The 22,415-nt window shown below is 71.4% G+C and carries 19 protein-coding genes; 7 read left to right on the forward strand and 12 right to left on the reverse strand.

What is annotated here, in order from left to right:
- Positions 1–23: 23 nt before the first annotated feature.
- Positions 24–1,853 (forward strand): sugar-binding domain-containing protein, encoded by a 1,830-nt coding sequence (locus AB0B64_RS35775; RefSeq protein ID WP_358182969.1) that lies wholly within the window; start codon positions 24–26, stop codon positions 1,851–1,853.
- A 37-nt stretch (positions 1,854–1,890) separates the two neighbouring features.
- Here the strand turns inward: AB0B64_RS35775 and AB0B64_RS35780 are convergent, their stop codons facing one another.
- The 3 genes from AB0B64_RS35780 to AB0B64_RS35790 form a co-directional block, all read right to left on the reverse strand.
- Positions 1,891–2,763, reverse strand: coding sequence for an ACT domain-containing protein (locus AB0B64_RS35780; RefSeq protein WP_357951281.1), 873 nt, complete (start codon positions 2,761–2,763; stop codon positions 1,891–1,893).
- A gap of 165 nt (positions 2,764–2,928) precedes the next feature.
- Positions 2,929–3,132, reverse strand: coding sequence for a cold-shock protein (locus tag AB0B64_RS35785; protein WP_086663560.1), 204 nt, complete (start codon positions 3,130–3,132; stop codon positions 2,929–2,931).
- Positions 3,133–3,426: 294 nt separating this feature from the next.
- Positions 3,427–4,230, reverse strand: coding sequence for an SAM-dependent methyltransferase (locus tag AB0B64_RS35790; RefSeq protein WP_357951279.1), 804 nt, complete (start codon positions 4,228–4,230; stop codon positions 3,427–3,429).
- 185 nt (positions 4,231–4,415) lie between these two features.
- On the opposite strand from AB0B64_RS35790, the gene AB0B64_RS35795 reads away from it, so the two are divergent.
- The 3 genes from AB0B64_RS35795 (at position 4,416) to AB0B64_RS35805 (ending at position 7,506) form a co-directional block, all read left to right on the forward strand.
- The gene (locus tag AB0B64_RS35795; RefSeq protein WP_357951277.1) at positions 4,416–4,664 is read left to right on the forward strand and encodes an SCO4226 family nickel-binding protein; all 249 of its coding nucleotides are present in this window, start codon (positions 4,416–4,418) and stop codon (positions 4,662–4,664) included.
- 382 nt (positions 4,665–5,046) lie between these two features.
- A complete protein-coding gene (locus AB0B64_RS35800; RefSeq protein ID WP_358182973.1) occupies positions 5,047–5,472 on the forward strand; it encodes a hypothetical protein in 426 nt (141 codons plus the stop codon).
- Positions 5,473–5,592: 120 nt separating this feature from the next.
- Entirely contained in the window at positions 5,593–7,506 is a 1,914-nt protein-coding gene (locus AB0B64_RS35805) for an AAA family ATPase (protein WP_358182976.1), read from the forward strand.
- Here AB0B64_RS35805 and AB0B64_RS35810 read toward each other — a convergent pair.
- The 8 genes from AB0B64_RS35810 to AB0B64_RS35845 all read right to left on the reverse strand — a co-directional run bounded on the left by AB0B64_RS35810 (position 7,472) and on the right by AB0B64_RS35845 (position 17,666).
- A complete protein-coding gene (locus tag AB0B64_RS35810) occupies positions 7,472–9,361 on the reverse strand; it encodes an ABC transporter ATP-binding protein (protein ID WP_358182979.1) in 1,890 nt (629 codons plus the stop codon). The genes AB0B64_RS35805 and AB0B64_RS35810 overlap by 35 nt on opposite strands.
- 35 nt (positions 9,362–9,396) lie before the next feature.
- Positions 9,397–12,330 (reverse strand): type 2 lanthipeptide synthetase LanM family protein, encoded by a 2,934-nt coding sequence (locus AB0B64_RS35815; RefSeq protein ID WP_358182982.1) that lies wholly within the window; start codon positions 12,328–12,330, stop codon positions 9,397–9,399.
- A 6-nt stretch (positions 12,331–12,336) separates the two neighbouring features.
- The gene (locus AB0B64_RS35820) at positions 12,337–12,579 is read right to left on the reverse strand and encodes a DUF6229 family protein (RefSeq protein WP_357951270.1); all 243 of its coding nucleotides are present in this window, start codon (positions 12,577–12,579) and stop codon (positions 12,337–12,339) included.
- A 92-nt stretch (positions 12,580–12,671) separates the two neighbouring features.
- Complete coding sequence (pcaC, locus tag AB0B64_RS35825) at positions 12,672–13,826, reverse strand: 4-carboxymuconolactone decarboxylase (protein ID WP_358183064.1); 1,155 nt, start codon at positions 13,824–13,826, stop codon at positions 12,672–12,674.
- 8 nt (positions 13,827–13,834) lie between these two features.
- On the reverse strand, positions 13,835–15,313 hold the full coding sequence (locus AB0B64_RS35830) for a lyase family protein (protein WP_358182986.1): 1,479 nt from the start codon (positions 15,311–15,313) through the stop codon (positions 13,835–13,837).
- Positions 15,303–15,827, reverse strand: a complete 525-nt coding sequence (locus AB0B64_RS35835) for a protocatechuate 3,4-dioxygenase subunit alpha (RefSeq protein ID WP_357951266.1) — start codon at positions 15,825–15,827, stop codon at positions 15,303–15,305. The genes AB0B64_RS35830 and AB0B64_RS35835 overlap by 11 nt, the downstream gene beginning before the upstream one ends.
- The gene (gene pcaH / locus AB0B64_RS35840; protein ID WP_357951265.1) at positions 15,824–16,492 is read right to left on the reverse strand and encodes a protocatechuate 3,4-dioxygenase subunit beta; all 669 of its coding nucleotides are present in this window, start codon (positions 16,490–16,492) and stop codon (positions 15,824–15,826) included. Before pcaH ends, AB0B64_RS35835 begins: the two co-directional genes overlap by 4 nt.
- Before the next feature lie 19 nt (positions 16,493–16,511).
- Positions 16,512–17,666, reverse strand: coding sequence for a 4-hydroxybenzoate 3-monooxygenase (locus tag AB0B64_RS35845; protein ID WP_358182989.1), 1,155 nt, complete (start codon positions 17,664–17,666; stop codon positions 16,512–16,514).
- A gap of 80 nt (positions 17,667–17,746) precedes the next feature.
- On the opposite strand from AB0B64_RS35845, the gene AB0B64_RS35850 reads away from it, so the two are divergent.
- The 3 genes from AB0B64_RS35850 (at position 17,747) to AB0B64_RS35860 (ending at position 20,512) form a co-directional block, all read left to right on the forward strand.
- Entirely contained in the window at positions 17,747–18,496 is a 750-nt protein-coding gene (locus tag AB0B64_RS35850; protein ID WP_357951262.1) for an IclR family transcriptional regulator, read from the forward strand.
- Between the two features lie 76 nt (positions 18,497–18,572).
- Positions 18,573–19,655 carry a Gfo/Idh/MocA family oxidoreductase gene (locus tag AB0B64_RS35855; RefSeq protein ID WP_358182992.1) on the forward strand — a complete coding sequence of 361 codons (1,083 nt, stop codon included), beginning with the start codon at positions 18,573–18,575 and terminating at the stop codon, positions 19,653–19,655.
- On the forward strand, positions 19,652–20,512 hold the full coding sequence (locus AB0B64_RS35860; RefSeq protein WP_357951259.1) for a PmoA family protein: 861 nt from the start codon (positions 19,652–19,654) through the stop codon (positions 20,510–20,512). The genes AB0B64_RS35855 and AB0B64_RS35860 overlap by 4 nt, the downstream gene beginning before the upstream one ends.
- Positions 20,513–20,563: 51 nt before the next feature.
- On the opposite strand, the gene AB0B64_RS35865 is transcribed toward AB0B64_RS35860, so the two are convergent.
- Positions 20,564–22,330, reverse strand: a complete 1,767-nt coding sequence (locus tag AB0B64_RS35865) for a thiamine pyrophosphate-binding protein (RefSeq protein ID WP_358182996.1) — start codon at positions 22,328–22,330, stop codon at positions 20,564–20,566.
- Between the last annotated feature and the right edge of the window lie 85 nt (positions 22,331–22,415).

Genomic DNA, 22,415 nt, shown 5'->3' on the forward strand with positions numbered 1-22,415 from the left:
CTTCAGAAAGGCCCGGATCGCCGATGCACTCGCCCATTCCCCGCCCGGAGTACCCTCGGCCCGCCCTGATGCGTACGGACTGGCTGAACCTGAACGGCGAGTGGCAGTTCGAGATCGACGCCGGCGACTCCGGCCTCGAACGCGGACTGGTCGAACGCGAGCTGTCGGGCCGGATCACCGTCCCCTTCGCTCCGGAGAGCGAGCTGTCCGGCGTCGCGAACGTCGACTTCATGGAGTCGGTCTGGTATCGACGGACGGTCCGCGTTCCCGAGGCATGGGCCGGTCGCACCGTGCTACTGCACTTCGGCGCCGTCGACCATGACGCGACCGTCTGGGTCAACGGGCACGAGGTCGTGCGGCATCGAGGTGGTTTCACCCCGTTCACGGCCGATCTCACCGGCGTGGCCGCGCCCGGCGAGGACGCCGTGATCGTGGTCCGGGCCCGCGACAGCCGCCATAGCCTGCAGGCACGCGGCAAGCAGTCGAGGGAGTACGCCAACGCGGGCTGCCTCTACACCAGGACGACGGGGATCTGGCAGACGGTGTGGCTGGAGCCGGTCGGCGGTGTACACGCCCGCGAAGTGCGGGTCGTGCCCCAGCTGGCGTCGGCCGGCTTCGACGTCACCGTCCTGCTGCCGGCCAACCGGCCCGGCCATCGTGTCCGGCTCCGGCTCACCGAGACCTACGATCACGACACGAACGGTCCGGCCGGCGCCGTCCTGGCCGAGGCGGAGGTGCGCGCCGATCTCGACCTCTCCCCCAGGCTCACCCTGCGGCTGCCGGAAGGCTCGGTCAGGACGTGGTCTCCGTCGGATCCGCACCTGTACGGGCTGAGTGTCCAGATTCTCGACGCGGCCAGGGTCGTGGTCGACGAGGTCAGGTCGTACGCGGGGCTGCGCTCGGTCTCGATCGACGGGAACCGGTTACTGCTGAACGGCCCGCCGGTGTTCCAGCGGCTCGTACTCGACCAGGGATATTGGCCGCAGTCACTGATGACGGCCCCGAGCGACCGCGCGCTCGCCCACGACATCGAGCTGGGCATCGCGGCGGGTTTCAACGGGGCCCGGCTGCACCAGAAGGTGTTCGAGGAGCGATACCTCTACCATGCGGATCGGCTGGGCTATCTGGTCTGGGGAGAGTTCGGCGACTGGGGTGTCGACGCTTCCGGACCGGCCGGGGACAACCAGCGGCCGACGGCCTCGATGGTGACGCAGTGGCTCGAAGCCGTGCGCCGCGACCTGAGCCATCCGTCGATCGTCGGCTGGTGCCCGCTGAACGAGACCTCGCAGATCCTGACGGACCGGATCACCCAGCTCGACGACGTGACACGGGCGATGTGGCTGGCCACGAAGCTCGCCGACCCGACGCGCCCCGTCCTGGACGTGTCGGGTTACGCGCACCGCGTCGCGGAGACCGATGTGGTGGACTCGCACGACTATGAGCAGGATCCGGCGGTCTTCGCCGCGAACCACGCCGGCCTCGCCTCCGGGCGGCCGTTCATGAACACGAGCCCGGATGGCCCGATGTCCGCTGCCTATCGGGGGCAGCCGTACTTCGTCAGTGAGTTCGGCGGCATCTGGTGGGTCGCGGGCACCGACGAGGGTGGCGATGCGCTTGACCGGTCGTGGGGGTATGGGGTTCGTCCGGCCGGGGAGGAAGAGTTCTACGTACGGTTCGGCGGCCTTGTCAGCACATTGCTCGATAATCCGGACATGTTCGGCTATTGCTATACACAGCTCACCGATGTGTTCCAGGAGCAGAACGGCATCTATACCTTTGATCGCTCCATGAAGCTCGATGTCGAAAGGATCCGCGCGATCCAGGTGCGGCCCGCCGCCTGCGAACGGCGGTGACGCGTACACGAGGCAGCCTTGGCTGAGCGGGCGGCGTTCAGTCGGAGTAGCGCCGCTGTCTCACGCTGGCGGCCAGTGCGGCGGCCCTGGCCGCCTCTGTCGGGGTGAACGGCAGAGCGGGGCGGCTGACCAGGAGCGCCCGTTCGGGATGGACGGAAATCACCAGAGTGGTGCCGGACTCGCCGCTGTCGGCGAGGGTGTCTCCGGGGCGTCGCCACTGGACGTCCGGGGCGCGCAGCAGCTCCGCCATCGCATGGGGCAGCTGCTCCGGGTCGTCGCTGACGGCATGGGCCAGGACGAGGGCCTGGACCCCGGGGTCGACCAGGTCTTTGACGTAGGCGCGGACGATGACGATGTCGAGCCCGCCGGCCTTCTCGACCGCCGACCGCAGGTCCTCCTCGCTCAGCTGCGTAGGCGCCTCGACGACGAACTCGTCCAGGGCGTCGCAGCCGGACGGAGAGATCGCGCTGCTGCCGGTCGCGGCGATGTGCAGGGCCAGCACGTTGCAGTCCAGCCTGGCGAACGCCGTGGCCAACTCCGCCAGACGGCCCGGCCGGTCGACCACCCGCGTGCGGATGCGCCACAACTTCATCGGCCGGCCTCCCTCGATATCGATCACCTCAGCGGCTTGGCGCTCGGTTCCCCATCGTTTGTGGCCTTCGCGGCCCAGGCGTTTGCGGCCGGGTCGTCGGTGGGCCAGGCGTTTGTGGACGAAGGTGAACATGATGAGCCCCGCACCGAGGGTGATCAGCACCGCGGGGCCTGGGGCGGAGTGCCCCATAAGAGTGGCGAACAGGTGGGCCAGACCGACCGCGACGAAGAGCACCGCCAGTTCTACGACCTCACGCTTCCACGAGGCGGCGGCCTGCTCAGGAGTGTGCGCCCGATCTACGTCTTTCGCATCGCTCATGCGGGCAGGATGGCAGTCCGCTGTTTCGCAACCACGCGACGTGCGGTTTCACCGACATTAACCCTCGCCAGGAGCGGCCGGGCTCGCGACACATGCCCTCAATGCGACGAGCCGGGGCCCGCACCTCTTCAGGTGCGAACCCCGGCTCGTCGTGCGTGACTAGCGTCAGGCGGGAACGATGTTCTCGGCCTGCGGGCCCTTCTGGCCCTGCGTGATGTCGAAGCTGACCTTCTGGCCTTCCTGCAGCTCGCGGAAGCCCTGGGCAGCGATGTTGGAGTAGTGGGCGAAGACGTCAGCGCCGCCGCCGTCCTGCTCGATGAAGCCGAAGCCCTTTTCAGAGTTGAACCACTTCACGGTGCCAGTCGCCATGTCGATCTCCTTTAGGATAGGCGAAATAGACAGAACCCGCAGGTCACGGGCCCCACGTCGCCGAAATGACCCATCCGGAAATGACCGGCAAACAAAATGCGCCTGAGGGCTACGTCCCGTCAGGCGCACACAAAGTTCATTTGGGTACCAGAACTGCAACTGAGACCAGCCTACCATGGCCGCCACGCCGACGTGTCGGCCCCGCGTCGGCGTGCCGCTCACGATCGGCGAGGCGCCGGGGGCGGAGAGTGGGGACAGCGGGAGCGAGACCCCCGACCCACCGGTGCGAGCGGGTCAGGGCTTCCTGGCGATGCCGCCGTACATGAGGCGCTGGCCGACACTGAGCTCCTCGGGGACGGTGTCCTCGGGACGCCACAGGGGCAGCGGGACGACGCCGGGCTCGACCAGCTCGTACCCGTCGAAGAACGAGGTGATCTCCTCGGGAGTCCGGAAGCGGCCGGTGCCGAGCAGCGCGAGGAACTTCTTCTCCGCGTCACGCGCGTCCTGGGTGGCGGAGCAGAAATGGGTGATGAAGAGGTAGCTGCCGGACGGGACCGCCGCCATGTACTCCTCGACGATGCCCTTCGGGGCCTCGCCGTCGTGCAGGTGGTGCAGGATGCCGACCAGCATCACGCCTACCGGCTGGTCCAGGTCGATGAGCCGCTGGACCGTCTCGTCGGCCAGGATCGACTTCGGCTCACGCAGGTCGGACGTGACCACCCCGGTCCGGTCGTTCTCGGCCAGGATCGCCCGTCCGTGGGCCAGCACCATCGGGTCGTTGTCGACATAGACCACGTGCGCGTCCGGGTTGGCCCGCTGCGCGACGTGATGCGTGTTCTCCACCGTCGGCAAACCGGAGCCGAGATCGATGAATTGCGTGATGCCGCGCTCGACGAGAAAGCGCACGCCCCGGCCGAGGATCTCCCTGTTGTACGTCGCCACATCGTAGATCTCTGGGACGACTTTCACGATCTCGGCGACGAACGCGCGATCGACCTCGAAGTTGTCCTTGCCGTTGAGCACGACGTCATAGGCCCTGGCGATGCTGGGCCGGGTGGTGTCAATGCCATTTGCCCATAAGTCCGACTTTTCGGTCACGGTGGACTCCTCGCGAGATCGGGAACAGTCGAAATGATCATAAGGCCGTTGAATGATCATATGCCGGGCAAGGCGGGAGGCGGGTGTTCCTGGACATGCCATTTGAGGAATGTTGGGGTGATTGATGACTTATGTCGGATCTAGTCTGAGAGGGACCTGCGCCAAATGTCGACAGGAGGAATGTCATGACAAGGTTTATGGATGTCCACCACGACATGGTGGGCATCACTGACGAGCAACTCCGTGAAGCGCACGAGGCCGACCTCGCGATCCAGAGCGAAGAGGGCGTGTCCTTCATGCAGACCTGGGCGGACCCTGAGGAGGGCGTCATCTACTGCCTGTCCGACGCACCGAGCGCGGAGGCCGTGCAACGCATTCACCAGCGGTCGGGCCACCCCGCCGACGAGATTCACCCCGTGCCGCTGGCTCTCTGACCGCTCGCCGGGGAGCCGCCTCCACCGGGCATGCACGATCGAGCCCACTGCCGGCAGGATCACCTGCGGAAACGGCGGAGATCGCGTTAATTGTCGCGGCGGACTGATCCTGCCCGTTGAAGTCGAAGCCCCGTCCACGTACGCGTCCAGCCCACCCTGCCGCCGCTCGCCCTCGGCGCGGTCGGGGAGTGGCCGGCGCGGCACCGGTACAACGACATCTGGGACTCGTTACGGATGGAGTTCGACGCCGGCATCAAGATGGCGGAGGACCTGAGTGATCGGGTGTTCGCATCCGAGCGCCGCGGCGGAGGGCCGGGGCCGCGTCGCCAGGATCGGGCGTCTGGAGTCGAGGCTCGCCAACCTGAGCGCCCAAGGTGACTCAATGTCCCGGAGGTGGCCGAAGGAGACCGCCCCTTTCCGGGAAGCGAGCCCGGACGGCTGGAAGCGGCACCTGGTGAATGGCTACGCCGGTACGGAGGAGGATCTGGGCAGGGCCAAGTCCGAGCTGGCGAGCTGGAGCAAGACCACCGATGCCAACCTGAAGAAGGCACAGAGATTCAGTTGGTCCGCGGTGGCCGCCGGGCTCGCGTGGGCGGCGCTGGTCATCCCGTCCGACGAGACCCTGGACCGCGCGGTGCTCGGGTGGGAGAGCTCGCGCCTGACCACCGTGATCCTCCTCATCTCCGGTCTCCCGCCCGTCGCCGCCGTACAGGGCGCCCAATGGTACGTCGCCCGTGACACCAACGTGTCGATCAAGGTGGGCGAGCGCGAGATCATCGGCTTCACGAGCCTGAAGGCCGCTGCCTGAGCAAACCCGGCCCAAGTGCCGGACCGGCGGCAAGCCCGCCTCCCCAGGGCGAGTGGAACATTCCTGTCCCTCGATGTCACGCCTCAAGGTCAGAGGCACGCAGAGGGCATCGGGAGCACCATGATCGATGAGACAGGGATCGATGGGACAGACGGCCGCGAGAGCAAGGTGCTGATCCGGCTGGTGGGCTCCTTCGGGGTCGAGAGGGACGGCCTGCGCGAAACGGTCGGCGGGCGAGCCGGGACACTCTTGAAGCTGCTCGCGGTCGAGCGCGGCCACACGCTGCCCACCGACCGCGTCGTAGATGTGCTGTGGCACGACTGCCCGCCGAAACGGCCGGCGGAGAACGTCGCCACGTTGGTGAGCAGGCTGCGCAGGACTCTCGGCCCAGAGGCCGTGACAGGCGGCAGGCGGGGCTACCGGCTGGGCCGGCCACCGGCGGTGAGCGTGGACCTCGACGAGGCCGCCGCGCTGACCGCGGAGGCGGAGGGCCGGCTGGCGGTGAACGAGGCGGCCGCGGCCGTCGCCGCGGCGACGCGGGCGATCGAACTGCTCGACGACGGGGTCATCCTGAAGGGCGACTGCGACGCCCCTTGGGCGGCGGCGGCGCGGGGCGAGGCGGCCGGGCTGCTCAGGCGGGCACTGCACGCGGCTGCGACAGGGGCGCTCCGGAACGCCGAGCCGGAGCGGGCACGGCGGGCGGCGGAGTCGGCGGTGGCCGCGGATCCGTTCGACGAGGCGGCGCACCGCCTGCTGATGCGGGCGCACGCCGAGGCGGGCGAGCCCGCGCGGGCGTTGCTGGCCTACGAGCGGCTGCGCGACGTCCTGGCGGCCGAGCTGGGCACGGACCCGGCGGCAGAGACACGGGCGGTGCACTTGGCGATCCTGCGCGAGCAACCTGCCGGCCCCCCGACCGCGGAGAGGGATTCCGCGTTACCCGGGCGGGAGGAAGAGATGACCATGATCTCCCGGGCCTGGGCGGCGGCCGCGACGGGGCGGACCGGGGTGCTGCTGATCGTGGGTGAGGCGGGCATCGGCAAGTCCCGGCTGGCCGCGGAGACGGTACGGATCGCGCGGGCCACCGGCGGGATCACCCTGGAGGCGCAGTGCCAGGAGATCGAGCGTTCGCTCTTCCTCCAGCCGTTCGCCGACGCGTTGACGCCGCCGGTCACCCGTCTCACGGAGTCCGTGCTCCGCGACATGGTGGGTGATGCGGCGCAGGCGCTGGCCGAGCTGATCCCGGAGGCGGCGCTGCGGCAGGGGCGCTACGGCTCGGCTGGGCAAGTCGCCGGGCGCAGGTCCACCTATGAGGCGGTGGCCGCGTTTCTGCGGGCACTGGGGGCCAGGAAGCCGGTCCTGCTGGTGCTGGAGGACCTTCACCTGGCCGGCAAGGAGACCGTCGAGCTCGTGCACTACCTGGCCCGCCGGGTCTCCGGCGCGCGCCTGCTGGTGGTCGTGACGGCACGCTCGGCGGAGAACACGGCGGCGCTGGAGGCGCTCGGGCATGCAGCCGTCCGGCTGGAGCTGGGGCCGCTGCCCGCGCGGTCGGTCGCGCGGCTGGCCGCAAGGAGCGGTCAGGGCAGGTGGGCGGACGACGTCTTCCGCCGGACACGCGGTCACCCGCTGTACGTCGTCGAGCTGCTGCGCGGCCTGGCGGCGGGTGAGCACGGGGTGCCGGCGGGGCTGAGCGCGGCGGTGCTCGCGCGGGTTCACCGGACCGGCTCGCTGGTGGAGCGCCTGCTGCGGGCCGCCTCGGTGTTCCGGGGGACCTTCGAGCCCGCGCTGGCCGGGGAACTGCTCGGCCTGCCGCCGCAGGTGGCCGCCGAGCTGTGTGAGCGCGCGCTGAGGGTGGGATTGCTCGTGGTGACGGGCAGCGGGTACGAGTTCGCCAACGAGGTGACGCGGGAGTCCCTGTACGCCGCCACGCCCGTCCCGACCCAGCTGGTCTACCGCCGCCGTGCCGCCGATCTGCTCGGCCACCGCGACAACAGGCCGGTGCTCAACGGCCGGAGCCACCGCCCCGAACTCCGCTGAGGGGGAGTTCGTCGGCGTACATGCGGGCCTGCAGCTCGTACAGCTCCGCGTATCGACCGGATCGGGCGATCAGCTCGTCGTGCGTGCCCTGCTCCGCCAGCGCGCCCTCGTGCAGGAGGTAGATCCGGTCGGAGTTGCGTACGCTGGCCAGCCGGTGCGTGATCAGGATGACGATCCGGCCGGTGGCGAGGCGGCGCAGCGACTCGTACACGGCGAACTCGGCCTTGGCGTCCAGCGGCGCCGTCGGCTCGTCCCAGATCAGTACGGGCGCGTCGCGGAAGACGCCGCGGGCGACGGCCAGCCGCTGCCACTGACCGCCCGACAGTTCCTGTCCGCCGCGGAAGTACTTCGAGAGCAGCGTCTGCCAGCCGTTGGGCAGGTCGGCCACGACGGTGTCGGCGCCCGCCAGCTCGGCGGCGGCGCGCAGCGCCAGGTCGCCGGGGTCGTCGCGGCCGTGGCGGCCGGCTCGGACGTTGGCGCGGGCGGTGTGCGGCCATCGGATCGGGTCCTGGAGCACCATCATGATCCGGTCGCCGACGCTGTGCGGGTCCATCTCGCGGATGTCCACGCCGTCCCAGCTCACCTGCCCGTTCGTGGGCTCGTACAGGCCCGCGATGATCTTGGCGAGCGTGGTCTTGCCGGAGCCGTTCTCGCCGACGAGGGCGATGGTCTGACCGGTACGGACGGTGAGGTCGATGCCGCGCAGCGCCTCGCGGGTCCCGCCCGGGTAGCCGAACTCGACGCCGCTCAGCGTGATCACCTCCGGCGCGACCGGCGCCAGACGGGTGCGGGTGGCCGCCGCTCGGCTCCTGGAGGCGGCGTCGTCGACGAACTCCTGGTAGTCCGCCACGTACATGCCCTGCTCCAGCAGCTGGTGCGCCGAGTGGACCAGCCGGCTGAGCGCGGCGTTCGCGGTCCGCACGGCGATCACCGCGCCGCCGGCCACCGCCAGCGGGATCCAGCCCGCCTGCAGCAGCAGGCCGAGCACGGTGAACGTGATGGCGGACATGAGCCCGGTGAGCGCCCGGCCGACGGTGCCGACGCGTACCTGGCCCGCCTTCACCCGTACCTCCTGGTCGCGCAGCGGGTCGGCGACCTCGGCGTACTCCCGCAGCAGGAACTCCTCGGCCTGGCAGGCGCGGATCTCCGGCGCGGGGTCGCGCTGCGTGCCCAGCTCGGTGATCATCTGGACCCGGCGGTTCAGGGTGACCGTACGGGTCATGTGCGCGTACGCCAGCCGGGCCGAGCGCTGCACCGTCCAGGCCGACGGAAGTACGCCCAGCGCCAGCACCGGAAGCAGCGCGGCGTGCAGGACGGCCAGCCCGGTGAACGCGGCGGCGAACGCCAGCGCCGCGCCGACGAGGTCGACCAGGTTGTCCACGGCCCGCGCGAGGTGGAACAGGCCCCGATCCCGGGCCCGCTGCATCCGGTCGTAGAAGCCGGCGTCGTCGTAGGCGGCCAGCTCGACGCGGAGCCCCGCCGCGAACAGCTCCCCCTCCGCCATCCGGCGCACCGCGGGCGTCAGCCGGGCGTACGCGGCCGCGATGGCCGTCTCGACCGCCCCCCGCAGCAGGTACGCCCCGCCGACGAGGAGGATCAGGGGCAGCGCGGCCGCCACCACCTCCACGGTGGGGCCGGTGGCGAGCAGCCGTTCCAGCGCCCCCGTGGTGGCCAGCAGGCCGAAGGCCGTGGCGGCTCCCGACACGACCTGGAGCAGGACGACCGTGACGGCCTGCCGGGGGGCCGCCCGCGCCACGATCGCGAGCACCGCCCGGCTGGTGGCCGGCAGCCGGCGGCACATCCGCCAGAACCCCATGTCGCCCGCGTCGTCGAGTTGCCAGTAAGGCGACACCATTTCATGGGCATCTTCATGGGCATCGGCGGACGCGCTCAAGACGGCTTCACTGTGCTGGAGACCGGGCCGGGGTCGGGCAGGAGCACCGAGGGCAGTGGGCATTCGGGATGCATACGGAGCAACTGGTACGCGACTCCGCCGAGCCCCGGCATCAGCCCCGGAACGAACGCGTCCCTGGCGAACCCACTGACCGGCCCATGCTCCTCGACACTGCCGAGCAGGTGGGCCTCCAGCCGGGGCCGGTCCAGTCCGCCCGCGCCGAGCCCCGCGGTGACGGCGAGGTCCAGCACCTCCCAGGCCCCGAAGTCGCCGTGGCACAGGGTGTGGTTCCAGCCGATGCCGTCGGCCTGGCTGGACTGCGCCGCGCGCCGCAGCAGGTCACGCAGCCGTTCCGGGTCGCCGCGGCCCTCCATGAGCTGGTCGGCCGCCACGACCGCGATCCCGACGGACCCGTGGCACCACGCCGCCCCGATCTGGTCCGGGCCGCGCAGGTCGCGCCAGCTGCCGGTCTCGGGGACGTACAGGGTCTCCTCGTAGGCGAAGGCGGCCTCGGCGACGCTCGCGCAGTCGGTGTCGCCGGTGGCCGCCGCCAGCCGGGACAGCGCCCAGCCGATGCCGGTCGCCCCGTGCGCCAGGCCGCCGATGCCGTCGGGGAAGCCGTCGATCGTCCAGCACGCGGTGTCGCCGCGTACCTGTGCCGCCGACACCAGTTTGCGGCCGATCGTCCTGGCCAGGTCCCCCGCGTCGGCGTTGCCCGCGCTCTCGTGGAGCCGCAGCAGGGGCACCACCGCGCCCGCCATGCCGCGCACCAGGTCGAGCGACGGGTCGGAGTCCAGCGCGGCGGGCAGCTCGCGGACGAGGTCGGCCGACCGCGAGAACGCCTCGGCCGGCTCGATCACGCCGAGGCGTACCAGCAGCAGCCAGCCCCAGATCCGTGAGGCGAGCCCGAGGTAGCCGCCGGCGGGCGCGGGCCGGCGCGTCTTGATCTCGGCCCGGTCCTTGGCCCACTGCTCCTCCGCCATCCGCACGGTACGCAGCACGTCGGCCAGCAGTTGCCCGACGTCCGGAACCGGGTCGGCCCGTCCCGCCTCCATCTCACGCAGGTAGCCCGCCAGCAGCACGGCGATGCCGGCCGCGCCGCCGTACATGTCGAGGCCGAGCGGCAGCACCGCCCATCCGGTCGGGTTGAGCACCGGCGCGATCCAGGTGACGGTGCCGTCCTCGGCGCGTACGGCGGCGTCGGACAGCGATCGCATGATGTCGGCCGCCAGCGCCCGCCGCCTGCGGTCCAGGTCGTCGGTGTTCAGTACGGCTGGGAGCAGGCGCCGTTGGTCGGGTACGCCGCCCTCGTTCAGGTACGCGCTGACCAGGGCGGACTGGATCACCTGGTGCTCCAGAGCGAGGTCGGCCGACCGCCACCGGTCCAGCGTCCCGGCGATCAGGTCCTGGGCGGGACCCCACTGGGTGCCGCGCGGCCCGGTGAGCCGGCCACGGCGTGGCGTGGTGGCGAAGAACGGCACGTCGCCGTCCAGCAGCTCCTCGACCTCCGCCTCGATCACCTCGGGGTCGTCCGGCCGGCCGGGCGCGTTGGCCGCCTGCCTGGCCAGCAGGTCCGCCGCGCGCCGCCGGGCGGCGGGCTCGTCGTGCAGCGAGTGCGGGTGCCAGAGCATCCGCTGCAGCTCGGCGTAGCTCTCGGTGGACCTGAGTACGACCCGGATCGGCAGGTCGGCGAACTCCCCGAGCCACCCCGCCAGCTCGCCGCCCTCGTCGAGCTTCCTGAGCCGCCCGGTCAGCCGGGTGAACCCGTCGACCACCAGGTCCCAGTGCTTGCTCAGCACGGGCTCCGGGCTCGGGTGGTTGAGCGAGAGCGGGACGCGTACGGGCGCGAGGCCGATCCGCGCCTCGTCGGTGCCGACGCCGAGAATGACCGGCAGCTCCGTGACCGGCTGCTGGCCGGGCAGTGAGCCGATGGCGGACATGTCGACGCCGCGCCAGCCGAGCGCCAGCCCCCGGCCCGGCAGCAGCCCGGTGCCCAGCACCGAACCGCCGATCAGCGCCCCCGCCCGGTCCGCCGCGAGCCCGTAGCCGGAGACGCGCGTCGGCGGCTGGGGCGTGAACAGCGTCTCGCAGTCCACGACGGTCGGGATCGGTCCTGCGGCGATCAGGTTCTCGGCGTGCAGGTCGGTGCCGCCGATCAGCCGCATCACGGCCAGCCAGTGCCCGAGGTTGCGGTAGAAACAGCGCATTTCCTCGTCGTCGGCGCAGTACCGATGGGCGACGTGCTCAGCCCAGCCGTAGCCGTCGCCGCTCACCACGTCGGGGACCCTGATCCGGGTGTCGGCGGGCTCGTCGGCCAGCAACCGGCTCAGCAGCCGCGCCGCGGCCAGGTCCACGGCGACGGATCGCGGCTTGTAGACGACCTTGCCCGCGGCACAGGTCAGGATCGCCACGCTCTGCCCGCCGCGATGGCTGTCGCCCGCACCGAACTCGACGCTCACCAGCTCCCCCGGATCGCCCCCCTTGGCCTGCCCCGGCTCGCCCCCCTCGAGCGGCCGGAGCAGGGTCGTGAGCAGCGGGCGGTCGGCGGCGAAGCGGCAGGCCAGGCTCATCGCCGCCGCGCACCTGTGGCCGATCAGCCGTCGCAGGCGTGGGAGCAGGGTCGGGTAGTGGCCGCCCAGCGACTCCCAGAACTCCGGGTTCGCCGCCTGGGACTCCCAATCCCGCCACCTGGCCTCCGGGTCGGCGCCCGTGAGCCTGCCGGTGATCCTGGCCGCGTTCAGCTCCAGGAGCAGCACCCGGTTGGTCCTCATGCGCACGGTGTTCAGCAGCGCCGTGGCGGCGCCCGTGAGTACGGCCCGGCGCTCCGTTTCCGCCAGGCCCGCGACGGACCCGAGCCGGGCCGCCAGTCGCTCCAGTGAAGGTTCGAGCAGGCGGTCCAGCACGGTGTCGCTTACGGTGTATTCCCCCATGTCAGGTCAGCAGCACAAGCGCCCGGCGGAGGCGCTGCAGGCGGTGCCGCAGCCGCCCTCGGTGAGCGGAGGGGGAGGCGGGTTGCAGCCCGACGCGGCGAGGATGGATTCGAGGGTGATGTCCGCTTCCGCGTACTCACCGCTGGCGAACAGCGGGCCCGCCGGGTTGTCCCATCCTTCGACGAGCTGCGTGCCGCTCCGCCAGCCGGCCACGATCCGGTCGGCCTGCTCCGGGGTCAATTTGGGCATGAGATCGGTCCCTTCCTTGAGCCGAACAATCCGCTCAAGATGCTGCCAACCGACGTTGCAAATCCGTTGCAGCCGGGACATCGAGCGTGGGATCAGTCTTCTTCTGCCTGGACTTCTGCCTGGGCTTCCGCCAGGACTCGCTGGGCGACGGCGAAGGCGGCGTTGGCGGCCGGGACCCCGCAGTAGATCGCCGTCTGCAGGAGCACCTCGCCGATCTCGTCGGGGGTCAGGCCGTTGCGCAGGGCCGCGCGCACGTGCATGGCCAGCTCGTCCAGGTGGCCGCGGGCGACCAGCGCGGTCAGGGTGACACAGCTGCGGGTACGGCGGTCGAGGCCGGGCCGGTTCCAGATCTCGTCCCAGGCGTAGCGGGTGATGAGGTGCTGGAAGTCGCGGGTGAAGCCGGTGGTGGCGGCGACGGCCCGGTCCACGTGGGCGTCGCCGAGCACCTCACGCCTGGTACGCATCCCGGCCGCGTGACCGGAGTCGCCGCCAAGGTGGCCGACGATCGCGGATGTGACGGTGTCGGCCCGCTCCACACTCGCCAGGTGAGCCGCGCCGGGCACCACGCGCAAGAGCGCCCCGGGGATGCCTTGAGCCAGCGTGAGAGCCTGGTCCAAGGGCGTGGCCGGGTCGTCGGCCCCCGCGACAATCAGCGTGGGGGCGGTGATGGCGGCCAGGCGTCCGGTCAGGTCGCAGGATGCGATGGCGGTGCAGCAGGCCGCGTACGACTCGGCGTCCACGCGTTCCAGCATGTCCGTCACCCAACGGCCGTCGTAGCCGGCGGTGAACCAGCGGGCCGCCAGCACCGGGGCGAGCTGGGTCACGCCGGAGGCACGTACCAGCGCCGCCCGCTCCAGCCACGGGCCCGGCTCCCCGAACCGCGCCGACGTACAGCACAGCACCAGACTCCGTACCCGCCCCCGCCGACCGGCCTGCTGCCGACCGGCCGCGATCGCGGTGGCGATCGCGCCGCCGAGGGAGATGCCGCCGACCGCGAACTCTCCGTCCTGCGCGTCCTCCGTCTCGTCCACCAGGTCCAGTACGGCCCGCGCCAGGTCGTCGATCGTCAGGCCGGAGGTGGCGGGGGCCGAGCCGCCATGGCCCGGCAGGTCGTACCGGAGCACTCGCCACGACTGGGTGAGCGCGCTCAGCTGCGGGTGCCAGATGTCGAGCGTGGTGCCGAGCGACGGCCCGAGAACCAGCAACGGCGCTCCGGCGGGCCCGTCGACGCGGTGATGCAGCTTCATGCTCACGATCACTTCCGGTAGTCGTCCGGGACGCGGCGCTCGCGGTGTTCGCCCGGGACGCTGCGCTTGCGGTAGTCGGAGGGGACGCGACGCTCGCGGTAGTCGGCCAGGAGGCGATCGACGAGTTCCGGCGCGGCGCCCAGGTAGCCCTCGGGGTCGAGCAGTTCCTCGGGTCCCTCCAGCGGGCCCGGACGGCTCAGCGCCTCGTCGAGCGCGTCGCGGCCGAGGCGGACCGCGAGCCGTTCCGACACGATGCGCCCGCCGGTCAGACAGGCGTTGTCCCGCATCCTGTCCGGGAACACCTGGAGCCCGGCGACCAGCTCGGCGGCCGTCTCCGCGGCGCCGCCGGTCAGGCGGAGGCATTCGCGCAGCGGCGACCACTCCGCCTGCCAGGCGCCCGCGGCCCGCTCGTGCTCCCCCGCCTGTCCCAGCAGTTGGGCGTACGCGGGCACCTGGAGCGCCGCCGACCGGATCAGCACCGACAGGGCCGGGTTGCGCTTCTGCGGCATGGCCGAGGAGTTGCCCCGGGACGACTCGGCCACCTCGCCGACCTCGGTCTGGGCCAGGAGGATCACGTCGGTCGCCACCTTGCCCAGCGCGCCCGCCGTACCGGCCAGGGCCGCGCCCAACTCGCCGACCACGGACCGCTCGGCATGCCACGGCGCGAGCGGAGCGACCAGCCCGAGCTCCTCGGCATAGAGCTCGACCAACCGAAGCACCCGCACCTGCGCACTCTCGCCACCACCGGGTTCGGCAGCGGCTCCACCACCGGCCTCGGCACCAGCGGTGCGGCCTGGTTCGGTGCGGGCGCCTTCGACGAGGGCGGCTAGAGTGCCCGCCGCGCCGCCGAGCTGGGCGGGCAGGCGTAGCGCGCTCAGTCGGTCGCGGGCATGCAGGAGGCCGGTCAGCCAGCCCGCCGCCTTGAGCCCGAACGTCGTCGGGACCGCCTGCTGACCCAGCGTGCGAGCCGCCATCAGCGTGTCGCGATGCCGCTCCGCCAGCCCGGCGAGCACGTCCATGGCCGCGTCCAGATCCGCCACGATCAGGCTGATGGCACGCGCGGCGACCAGCATCGCGGCCGTGTCACAGATGTCCTGGCTGGTGGCTCCCCGGTGGACGAACACCGCCGCCCCGACGCTCCCGGAGGAGGCGGGGGCTTCGGAGGAGGTGCTGGTTTCGGCGGCGGTGACGGCTTTGCGCAGGTCGGCGACCAAGGGGACGACGGGGTTGGCGGCCTGTCTGGCTCGCTGGGCGAGGTCCGGTAGGTCCGCCGTGAACCCCGAGGCCACCCGGTTGATCAGGGCGGCCGCCGCACCGGGGATCAGCCCGGCGCGCCCCTGCGCACGGGCCAGCGCCGCCTCGGCGTCCAGCATGGCGCGCAGCCAGGCCGCGTCCGACGTCACCGCCTCCACCCGGGTGCCCGCCCGCACCGGCGCCAGCAGCCCGCTGTCCGCAGCAGCCCCGCCGGCAGTCCCGTCAGAAGTCAAGGAACACCGTCTCCCCATCCCCCTGGAGCCGCACGTCGAACCGGTACCGGTCCCCCGACCCCGTCGCGATCAGTGTCCCCCGCCGTTCCGGCTCCAAGCCGTCCAGCAGCGGATCAGGCAGATCCTCCAGGTAGACGCGGGTCAGCAACGACCGCAGCAACCCCCGCGCGAACACCTGCAACGACAGGTACGCCCCCTCAGGCCGCGCCGTACGGAAGCGAAACGAACCATCCGGATCCGTAGCGCAACGCCCGAAGCCGGACACTTCCCCATCGCCCCGCAGCAGCGCGCCGCGGTCGCCGGTGCGGCCCAGCCAGAGTTCCAGCAGCGCGTCCGGCACCGGCTCACCGGCGCCGTCCAGGACGCGGCCGGTCAGCATGATCGCGCCCGCGTGTCCGGGAGGCACCAGCTCCCAGTCGTGTGGGTACGGCAGCGCATGGCTGAAGAACGGCCCCACGGTCTGCGAGGGCGTGAGCTTCATGAAGGCTCCCTCCTGGGAGGGCGTGAGGTTCATGACGACTCCATCGGGGTTCGGCCCAGCACGATGTCGAAGGAGTAGCCCAGCGACCATTCGGGCTCCGTCAGGTCCATGGAGAAGGCCGAGACGAGCCGCTGCCTGGCCGGTTCGTCGGGGATCGACTGGAGGATCGGGTCGAAGGGCATCAGCGGATCGCCCGGGAAGTACATCTGCGTGACGAGCCGCTCGGTGAAGGCCCGCCCGAACACGGAGAAGTGCAGGTGCGCCGGCCGCCACGCGTTGTGGTGGTTGCGCCAGGGGTAGGCGCCGGGCTTGATCGTGACGAACCGGTAGCGGCCGTCCTCGTCGGTGAGGCAGCGGCCGGCGCCGGTGAAGTTCGGGTCGAGGGGGGCGGGGTGCTGGTCGCGTTCGTGGGCGTAGCGGCCGGCGGCGTTGGCCTGCCAGAGCTCCACCAGCGTGCCGCGGACCGGTTTTCCGGCGGAGTCCAGGATGCGGCCCGTGACGGAGATGCGCTCGCCGAGCGGCTCCCCGGCGTGCTGTCTGGTCAGGTCGGAGTCGAGCGCGCCGACCTCGTCGTGGCCGAAGACCGGGCCGGTCAGCTCGATCGCGTCGGGATCGCTCCTGAACGCCACCGGTGGCCGCGCGGGCGCGCGCAGGATCGTGCTGCGGTAGCCGGGGCTCAGGTAAGGAGGATGGGTCATGGCCGCCCTTCAAAGTTGATCATGGAAGCCCCACGTAGTTCTCCGCCAGCGTCGTGGCGGCCGCCTCGGAGGAGGTCACGTAGTCCAGGTAGGACAGCTGCAGCCGCCGCCCGTAGTCGTCGTCGGAGTCGAACGTGTGCAGCAGGGTCGTCATCCACCAGGAGAAGTGCTGGGCCCGCCAGACCCGCTTCAGGCAGGACTCGGAGTAGGCGTCGAGCAGGTCGGCCGAGCCGGTGGAGAAGAACCGGTCCAGCGCCTCGGTCAGGACGCGTACGTCGGCCACAGCGAGGTTCAGCCCCTTCGCGCCGGTGGGCGGCACGATGTGGGCGGCGTCGCCGGCGAGGTAGAGGCGGCCGTACTGCATGGGCTCGGCGACGAAGGCCCGCATCGGCGTGACGCCCTTGTCGAAGATCTCGCCGGTGTCCAGGACGAAGCCGGGTACGGTCTCCAGCCGCGCCTTCAGCTCGGCCCAGATCCGATCGTCCGGCCATTCCGCCACGGTGGCGTCGGGCGGAACCTGCAGGTAGAAGCGGCTGACCGTGGGCGAGCGCATGCTGTGCAAGGCGAAGCCGCGCTCGGTCCTGGCGTAGATGAGCTCATCGGACGAGGGCGCCACCCGGGCCAGGATGCCGAGCCAGGAGAAGGGATAGTCCCGCTCGAACAGCCGCAGAACGCCCGGCGGGATGGACGGCCTGGACACGCCGTGGAAGCCGTCGCAACCGGCGATCACGTCGCAGTCGAGCCGTTCGCCGCCGAACGTCAGGTACGGCTCGGCCTCCAGCGAATGCACGGCCACGTCCTCGATCTCGAACCGCACGTCGCCGCCCGCCTCCAGCCTGGCGGCGATCAGGTCCTTGACCACCTCCTGCTGGCCGTACACGGTGATGGACCGGCCGGGCACCAGCTTCTCGAAGGCGATGCGGTGGCCCTGCCCGCCGTACCTGAGCTCGATGCCCCGGTGCGGCAGGCCCTCGCGCAGCAGCCGCGCGCCGACGCCCGCCCCGACCAGCGTGTCCACCGTCCCCTGCTCCAGCACGCCGGCGCGCACACGGCGCTCCACGTACGCGCGACCGCGCTTCTCCAGCACCACGGAGGAGATGCCGCGCAGGTGGAGCAGGTGGGACAGCAACAGACCGGCGGGGCCCGCCCCGATGATCCCTACCTGAGTGCGCATGAGGGAAGCATCCTGCTTCGGCGGTCGATTGTTCGAGCTGCCTCTTCCACTGAGCGGAAGAATTGTGCAGGATTTGCGGTATGTCAGGGGGATCCCAGGGGCGCACGGTGACCTCCAAGGTGCTCGCCATCCTGGGCGCGTTCGACTCCGGGCACCCGCAGCTCACGCTGACCGACCTGGCCAGGCGCAGCGGCGTGCCACTGAGCACGGTGCACCGGCTGGTCGGCGAGCTGGAGGAGTGGCAGGCGCTGAGCCGCGCGCCCGACGGCCGGCTCCGCATCGGGCTGCGGCTGTGGGAGCTCGGCCAGCTCGCCCCCGCCAAGCTCCAGGACCTGGCCCATCCGTGGCTGCAGGAGCTGTTCGCGAGCACCGGCGAGAACGTGCACCTGGCCGTCCGAGACGGGCTGGAGGTCCTGTACGTGGACAAGGTGGCCGGGCGGCGGGCCGTGCCGATCGTGTCCAGGACGGGCGGGCGGCTGCCCATGCATCCGACGGGCGTCGGCAAGGCCCTGCTCGCCTACGAGCCCGAGTGGTTCGTCCGGTCGTACCTGGACCGCGTACTCGAACGGCCGACCCCGCACACGATCACCGAGCCGGGGCGGCTGGCACGCGAGCTGGCCACCGTACGCGCCCAGGGGTACGCGCTGACGTACGAGGAGATGACACTCGGCTCCTGCTCGGCCGCGGCCCCGGTCCTCGTCGACGGCCGGGCCATCGCCGCGCTCGGCATCGTGCTGTCCTCCAGGCGCGCCCGCGAGCTCCCCCGGCTGGTCGAGCCCCTGCTGACCGCCGCGAACGGTATCGCCAGAGCGTGCGCCGCCACGCCGTAGCCCTTGCCCAGAACTGCCCGTGGGCCATAACGTGCTCCGGTAAGCGCTTTCCAAAGGTCTCCAAAGGAGGTCGCCCGTGCCGTCCCCCCTGCGCGTCGCCATCGTCGGCGGCGGCGCGATCGCGAGCTTCGCGCACATGCCCGCCTTCCAGGAGTTGTCTGACGACATCGAGGTGGTCGCCGTCGTGGACGCGACCGCCGAGCTGGCCCAGGCGTTCGCCGACCGGTTCGGCGTGCCGTACGCCTCGGACGACCTCGAAGGCATGCTCGCCGAGGTACGCCCCGACCTGGTCGACGTCTGCAGCCCGCCCTCCCTGCACGCCGCCCAGGTGGCCGCCGCGCTGCGCGCGGGCGCGTGGGTGTGGTGCGAGAAGCCGCCGTGCCTGTCGCTGGCCGAGTACGACGCCATGGTCGCGGCCGAGCAGGAGGGCGGGCCGTACGCGGCGATCGTGTTCCAGCAGCGGTTCGGCTCCGGCGCGCAGCACCTGCGGCGGCTGATCGAGAAGGGCGCGCTCGGCACCCCGTACGTCGCGCACTGCCAGACCACCTGGTACCGCGACGACGCCTACTACGCGGTGCCGTGGCGCGGGCGCTGGGAGACCGAGGGCGGCGGCCCGGCGATGGGCCACGGCATCCACCAGCTCGACCTGCTGCTGGAGCTGCTCGGCGAGTGGAGCGAGGTACGCGCCATGGCGGCCAGGCTGGCGCGTGACGTCGAGACCGACGACGTCACGACCGCGCTGGTCCGCTTCGAGTCCGGCGCGCTGGCCACGGTGGTCAACAGCGTGCTGTCGCCGCGGCAGGTCAGCCACATACGCATCGACCTCGCCGACGCCACGCTGGAGCTGACCCACCTGTACGGCTACACCAACGACGACTGGACCTGCACCCCGGCCGAGCACGCCGGCCCGATCGAGTGGCCGCCCGCCGAGGACGAGCCCACCTCCCACCTGAAGCAGCTACGGGCCCTGGTGACGGACCTGCGCGCGGGCCGGCGGCCGCGGGCCAGCGGGCGGGACGGACGCCGGTCGCTGGAGCTGATCACCGCCATGTACAAGGCGGCGCTGACCGGCGGTACGGTACACGCGGGCGAGGTGGGCCCCGGCGATCCCTTCTACCGCAGCCTGCACGGCGACACCCCCGGATGGAGCCCCTCATGAGCGCGATCGTCTTCGAGGCGCACGGCGTGGAGCTGATGCGCTACGTCCACGAGCCCGACCCGCAGCCGTTCGAGGCGCCCAAGCCGTACATCCACCCGATGCGTACGCTGGCCGGTGACGTGGTGACCTCCTACCGGCCGCACGACCACCGCTGGCACAAGGGCCTGCAGCTGACCGCCTCGCACGTGTCCGGCCAGAACTTCTGGGGCGGCGGCACCTTCGTCCGCGAGGAGAAGCGCTACATCGACCTGGACAACAACGGCACGATGCGCCACGACACCCTCGACGTACGCGAAGACGGCCTGTCGGGGCAGCTGACCTGGCGCAGCTCGCGCGGCGAGCCCTGGGTGGAGGAGCGGCGCGAGCTCACCGTCGAGGCGGTCGACCCGGCGAACGGCTCCTGGGAGCTGGTCTGGCACACGACCCTCACCGGCCTGCGCGAGGAGCCGCTGCGTTTCGGCAGCCCCACCACGCACGGCCGCCCGCTCGCCGGATACAGCGGCCTGTTCTGGCGCGGCCCGCGCTCGTTCACCGGCGGCGAGGTGCTCGGCCCCGACGGGATGGGCGGCGAGGAGATGATGGGGCAGCGGGCCCGCTGGCTGGCCTTCCAGGGGCGGCACGACGAGGTGGACCGGTCGTCCACGCTGATCTTCGTACCGGAGCCGGGGCCGGAGTCGCACTGGTTCGTGCGCAGTGGCCCGTTCGCCGCCGTCAACCCCTCATGGGCCTTCCACCAGGAGTTCGAGCTGGCGCGCGGCCAGACGATCGCCCGCCGCTACCGGATCGTGCTGGCGACCGGCTGGTGGGGCACCGAGCGGATCGAGGAGCACCTGGCCAAGCGCCGAGCCGCCGACTAGTCGGCGAGCCGCTGCCCGCGCGGCGCAGGCGGCTGATCACCGGGCGCCTGGCTAGTCGCCGAGCCGCTGAATCCGGTCCTTGAACAGGGTGGTGGCGATGGCGGCCCGGTGCGGCTGGCCCTTGATGAACGCCTGGGCGAAGCTCTTGGCCTGGTCGTAGGAGACCTTGGCGGGCAGCGGCGGCTCGTTCGGGTTCACCTCCACGTCCACCAGCGCGGGCCCGTCGTAGGCCAGCGCCTCCTGGACCGCGGACACGAGGTCGCCCGCCTTGGTGACCTTGGCCCCGAACCCGCCGCAACCCCGGGCCCAGCCGGCGAAGTCGCCCGCCGGCTCGGGGAAGCGCACGCCGTGCTCGGGGTAGCCCAGGACCATCTGCTCCCACAGGATCTGGCCGAGTGAGCGGTTGTTGTTGATGACGACCTTGACCGGCAGACGCTGCTGGGCGGCGGTGAGGAATTCGGCCATGAGCATGGCGAACCCGCCGTCGCCGACGTACGCGATCACCTGCCGGCCCGGGTAGGCGTGCTGCATGGCGTTCGCGTACGGCAGGCCGGGCGCCATCGAGGCCAGGTTGCCCGACAGGTAGAACGCGCGCCCGCCGCGGATCGTCCAGTGCCGGGCGGCCCAGGTGGCGATCGTGCCGCTGTCGCAGGTCATGATGGCGTCGTCGGCGGCCAGGTCGTCGAGGACCGACACCACGTACTGGGGCGCGATGGGGTCGCGGTCGGCGTTCTCCTGCGCGTCCATGTCCGCACGCCACTTGACCATTTTCTTCTGATATTTCGCCAGATGGGAGTTCCCGTCGCGGGCGGAGAGCAGCGGCAGGAGGGCACGCAGTCCCTCCTTGGCGTCGCACACCACCGGCACGTCGGTGGCGATCCGCGCCCCGGCCCTGGCGGGGTCGGCCTCCAGCTGCACGACCCGCGTCCCTCCCGGCTCCGGCAGGAACTTGGAGTAGGGGAAGTTGGTGCCCACCATGAGCAGGACGTCGGCCTCCTCCATCAGGTCCTCGCTGGGGCGGGTGCCGAGCAGCCCGATCCCGCCCGTCGTGTACGGCGATTCGTCGGGGACCACCGCCTTGCCGGGCAGCGTCTTGACCACTGGCGCGCCGAGCGTCTCGGCGACCGCCAGCACCTCGTCCCTGGCGTGCAGCGCGCCCGCCCCGACCAGGATGGCGGGCCGTTCGGCCGTGTTGAGCACCTCGGCCGCCAGCTGGATGTCCTCCTGGCGGGGGATCCCGGCGGGCGCCAAGTAGACGGGCGCCGTCTGCGGGGTCCTGGCGGGCGCCACGTGCTGCCAGGGGTCGGCGTCCGCGTCGGCCACCTGCAGGTCGTTGGGCAACGTGAGGTGGGCGACCCCGCGCCGCGCGTACGCGGTGCGGATCGCCACGTCCACCAGCGCCGGCAGCTGGGCCGGATTGGTGATCATCATGTTGTACTCGGCCACGTCCGCGTACAGCCGATCCAGCTGCACCTCCTGCTGGTAGGCGGTGCCCAGCACGGAGCTCTCCTGCATCCCGGTGATGGCCAGCACGGGAGCGTGGTCGAGCTTGGCGTCATAGAGCCCGTTGAGCAGGTGGATGCCGCCGGGGCCCGAGGTGGCCAGGCAGACGCCGATCTTTCCCGTCGCCTTGGCGTAGCCCGTGGCCATGAAGGCGGCGGCCTCCTCGTGGTGAACCAGGACGAAGCGCACCTTGTCGCAATGGCGTCGCAGGCCCTCCATGATGCCGTTGATGCCGTCGCCCGGCATGCCGAAGACGGTGTCGACGCCCCACTCGGCGAGCCGCTCTACCAGGGATTCCGCTGCTATACGTGCCATGACCCCGGCCCTACCCCCGACCGGGGTAGGCAGACCCTTTGACCAAGCATGCGCTGAATTTCGGTGTCATTTCGGGAGAATTCCC

The sequence above is a fragment of the Nonomuraea sp. NPDC049129 genome (assembly GCF_040648495.1).
Lineage (GTDB): Bacteria > Actinomycetota > Actinomycetes > Streptosporangiales > Streptosporangiaceae > Nonomuraea.

Excerpts from the sequence above, each read along its gene's own strand:
- AB0B64_RS35775 (WP_358182969.1), top strand. The coding sequence starts at position 24 with ATGCACTCGCCCATTCCCCGCCCGGAGTACCCTCGGCCCGCCCTGATG.
- AB0B64_RS35780 (WP_357951281.1), bottom strand. The coding sequence starts at position 2,763 with ATGAGCGATGCGAAAGACGTAGATCGGGCGCACACTCCTGAGCAGGCC.
- AB0B64_RS35785 (WP_086663560.1), bottom strand. The coding sequence starts at position 3,132 with ATGGCGACTGGCACCGTGAAGTGGTTCAACTCTGAAAAGGGCTTCGGC.
- AB0B64_RS35795 (WP_357951277.1), top strand. The coding sequence starts at position 4,416 with ATGACAAGGTTTATGGATGTCCACCACGACATGGTGGGCATCACTGAC.
- AB0B64_RS35800 (WP_358182973.1), top strand. The coding sequence starts at position 5,047 with ATGTCCCGGAGGTGGCCGAAGGAGACCGCCCCTTTCCGGGAAGCGAGC.
- AB0B64_RS35805 (WP_358182976.1), top strand. The coding sequence starts at position 5,593 with ATGATCGATGAGACAGGGATCGATGGGACAGACGGCCGCGAGAGCAAG.
- AB0B64_RS35810 (WP_358182979.1), bottom strand. The coding sequence starts at position 9,361 with ATGGTGTCGCCTTACTGGCAACTCGACGACGCGGGCGACATGGGGTTC.
- AB0B64_RS35815 (WP_358182982.1), bottom strand. The coding sequence starts at position 12,330 with ATGGGGGAATACACCGTAAGCGACACCGTGCTGGACCGCCTGCTCGAA.
- AB0B64_RS35820 (WP_357951270.1), bottom strand. The coding sequence starts at position 12,579 with ATGCCCAAATTGACCCCGGAGCAGGCCGACCGGATCGTGGCCGGCTGG.
- pcaC (WP_358183064.1), bottom strand. The coding sequence starts at position 13,826 with ATGAAGCTGCATCACCGCGTCGACGGGCCCGCCGGAGCGCCGTTGCTG.
- AB0B64_RS35835 (WP_357951266.1), bottom strand. The coding sequence starts at position 15,827 with ATGAACCTCACGCCCTCCCAGGAGGGAGCCTTCATGAAGCTCACGCCC.
- pcaH (WP_357951265.1), bottom strand. The coding sequence starts at position 16,492 with ATGACCCATCCTCCTTACCTGAGCCCCGGCTACCGCAGCACGATCCTG.
- AB0B64_RS35845 (WP_358182989.1), bottom strand. The coding sequence starts at position 17,666 with ATGCGCACTCAGGTAGGGATCATCGGGGCGGGCCCCGCCGGTCTGTTG.
- AB0B64_RS35850 (WP_357951262.1), top strand. The coding sequence starts at position 17,747 with ATGTCAGGGGGATCCCAGGGGCGCACGGTGACCTCCAAGGTGCTCGCC.
- AB0B64_RS35860 (WP_357951259.1), top strand. The coding sequence starts at position 19,652 with ATGAGCGCGATCGTCTTCGAGGCGCACGGCGTGGAGCTGATGCGCTAC.
- AB0B64_RS35865 (WP_358182996.1), bottom strand. The coding sequence starts at position 22,330 with ATGGCACGTATAGCAGCGGAATCCCTGGTAGAGCGGCTCGCCGAGTGG.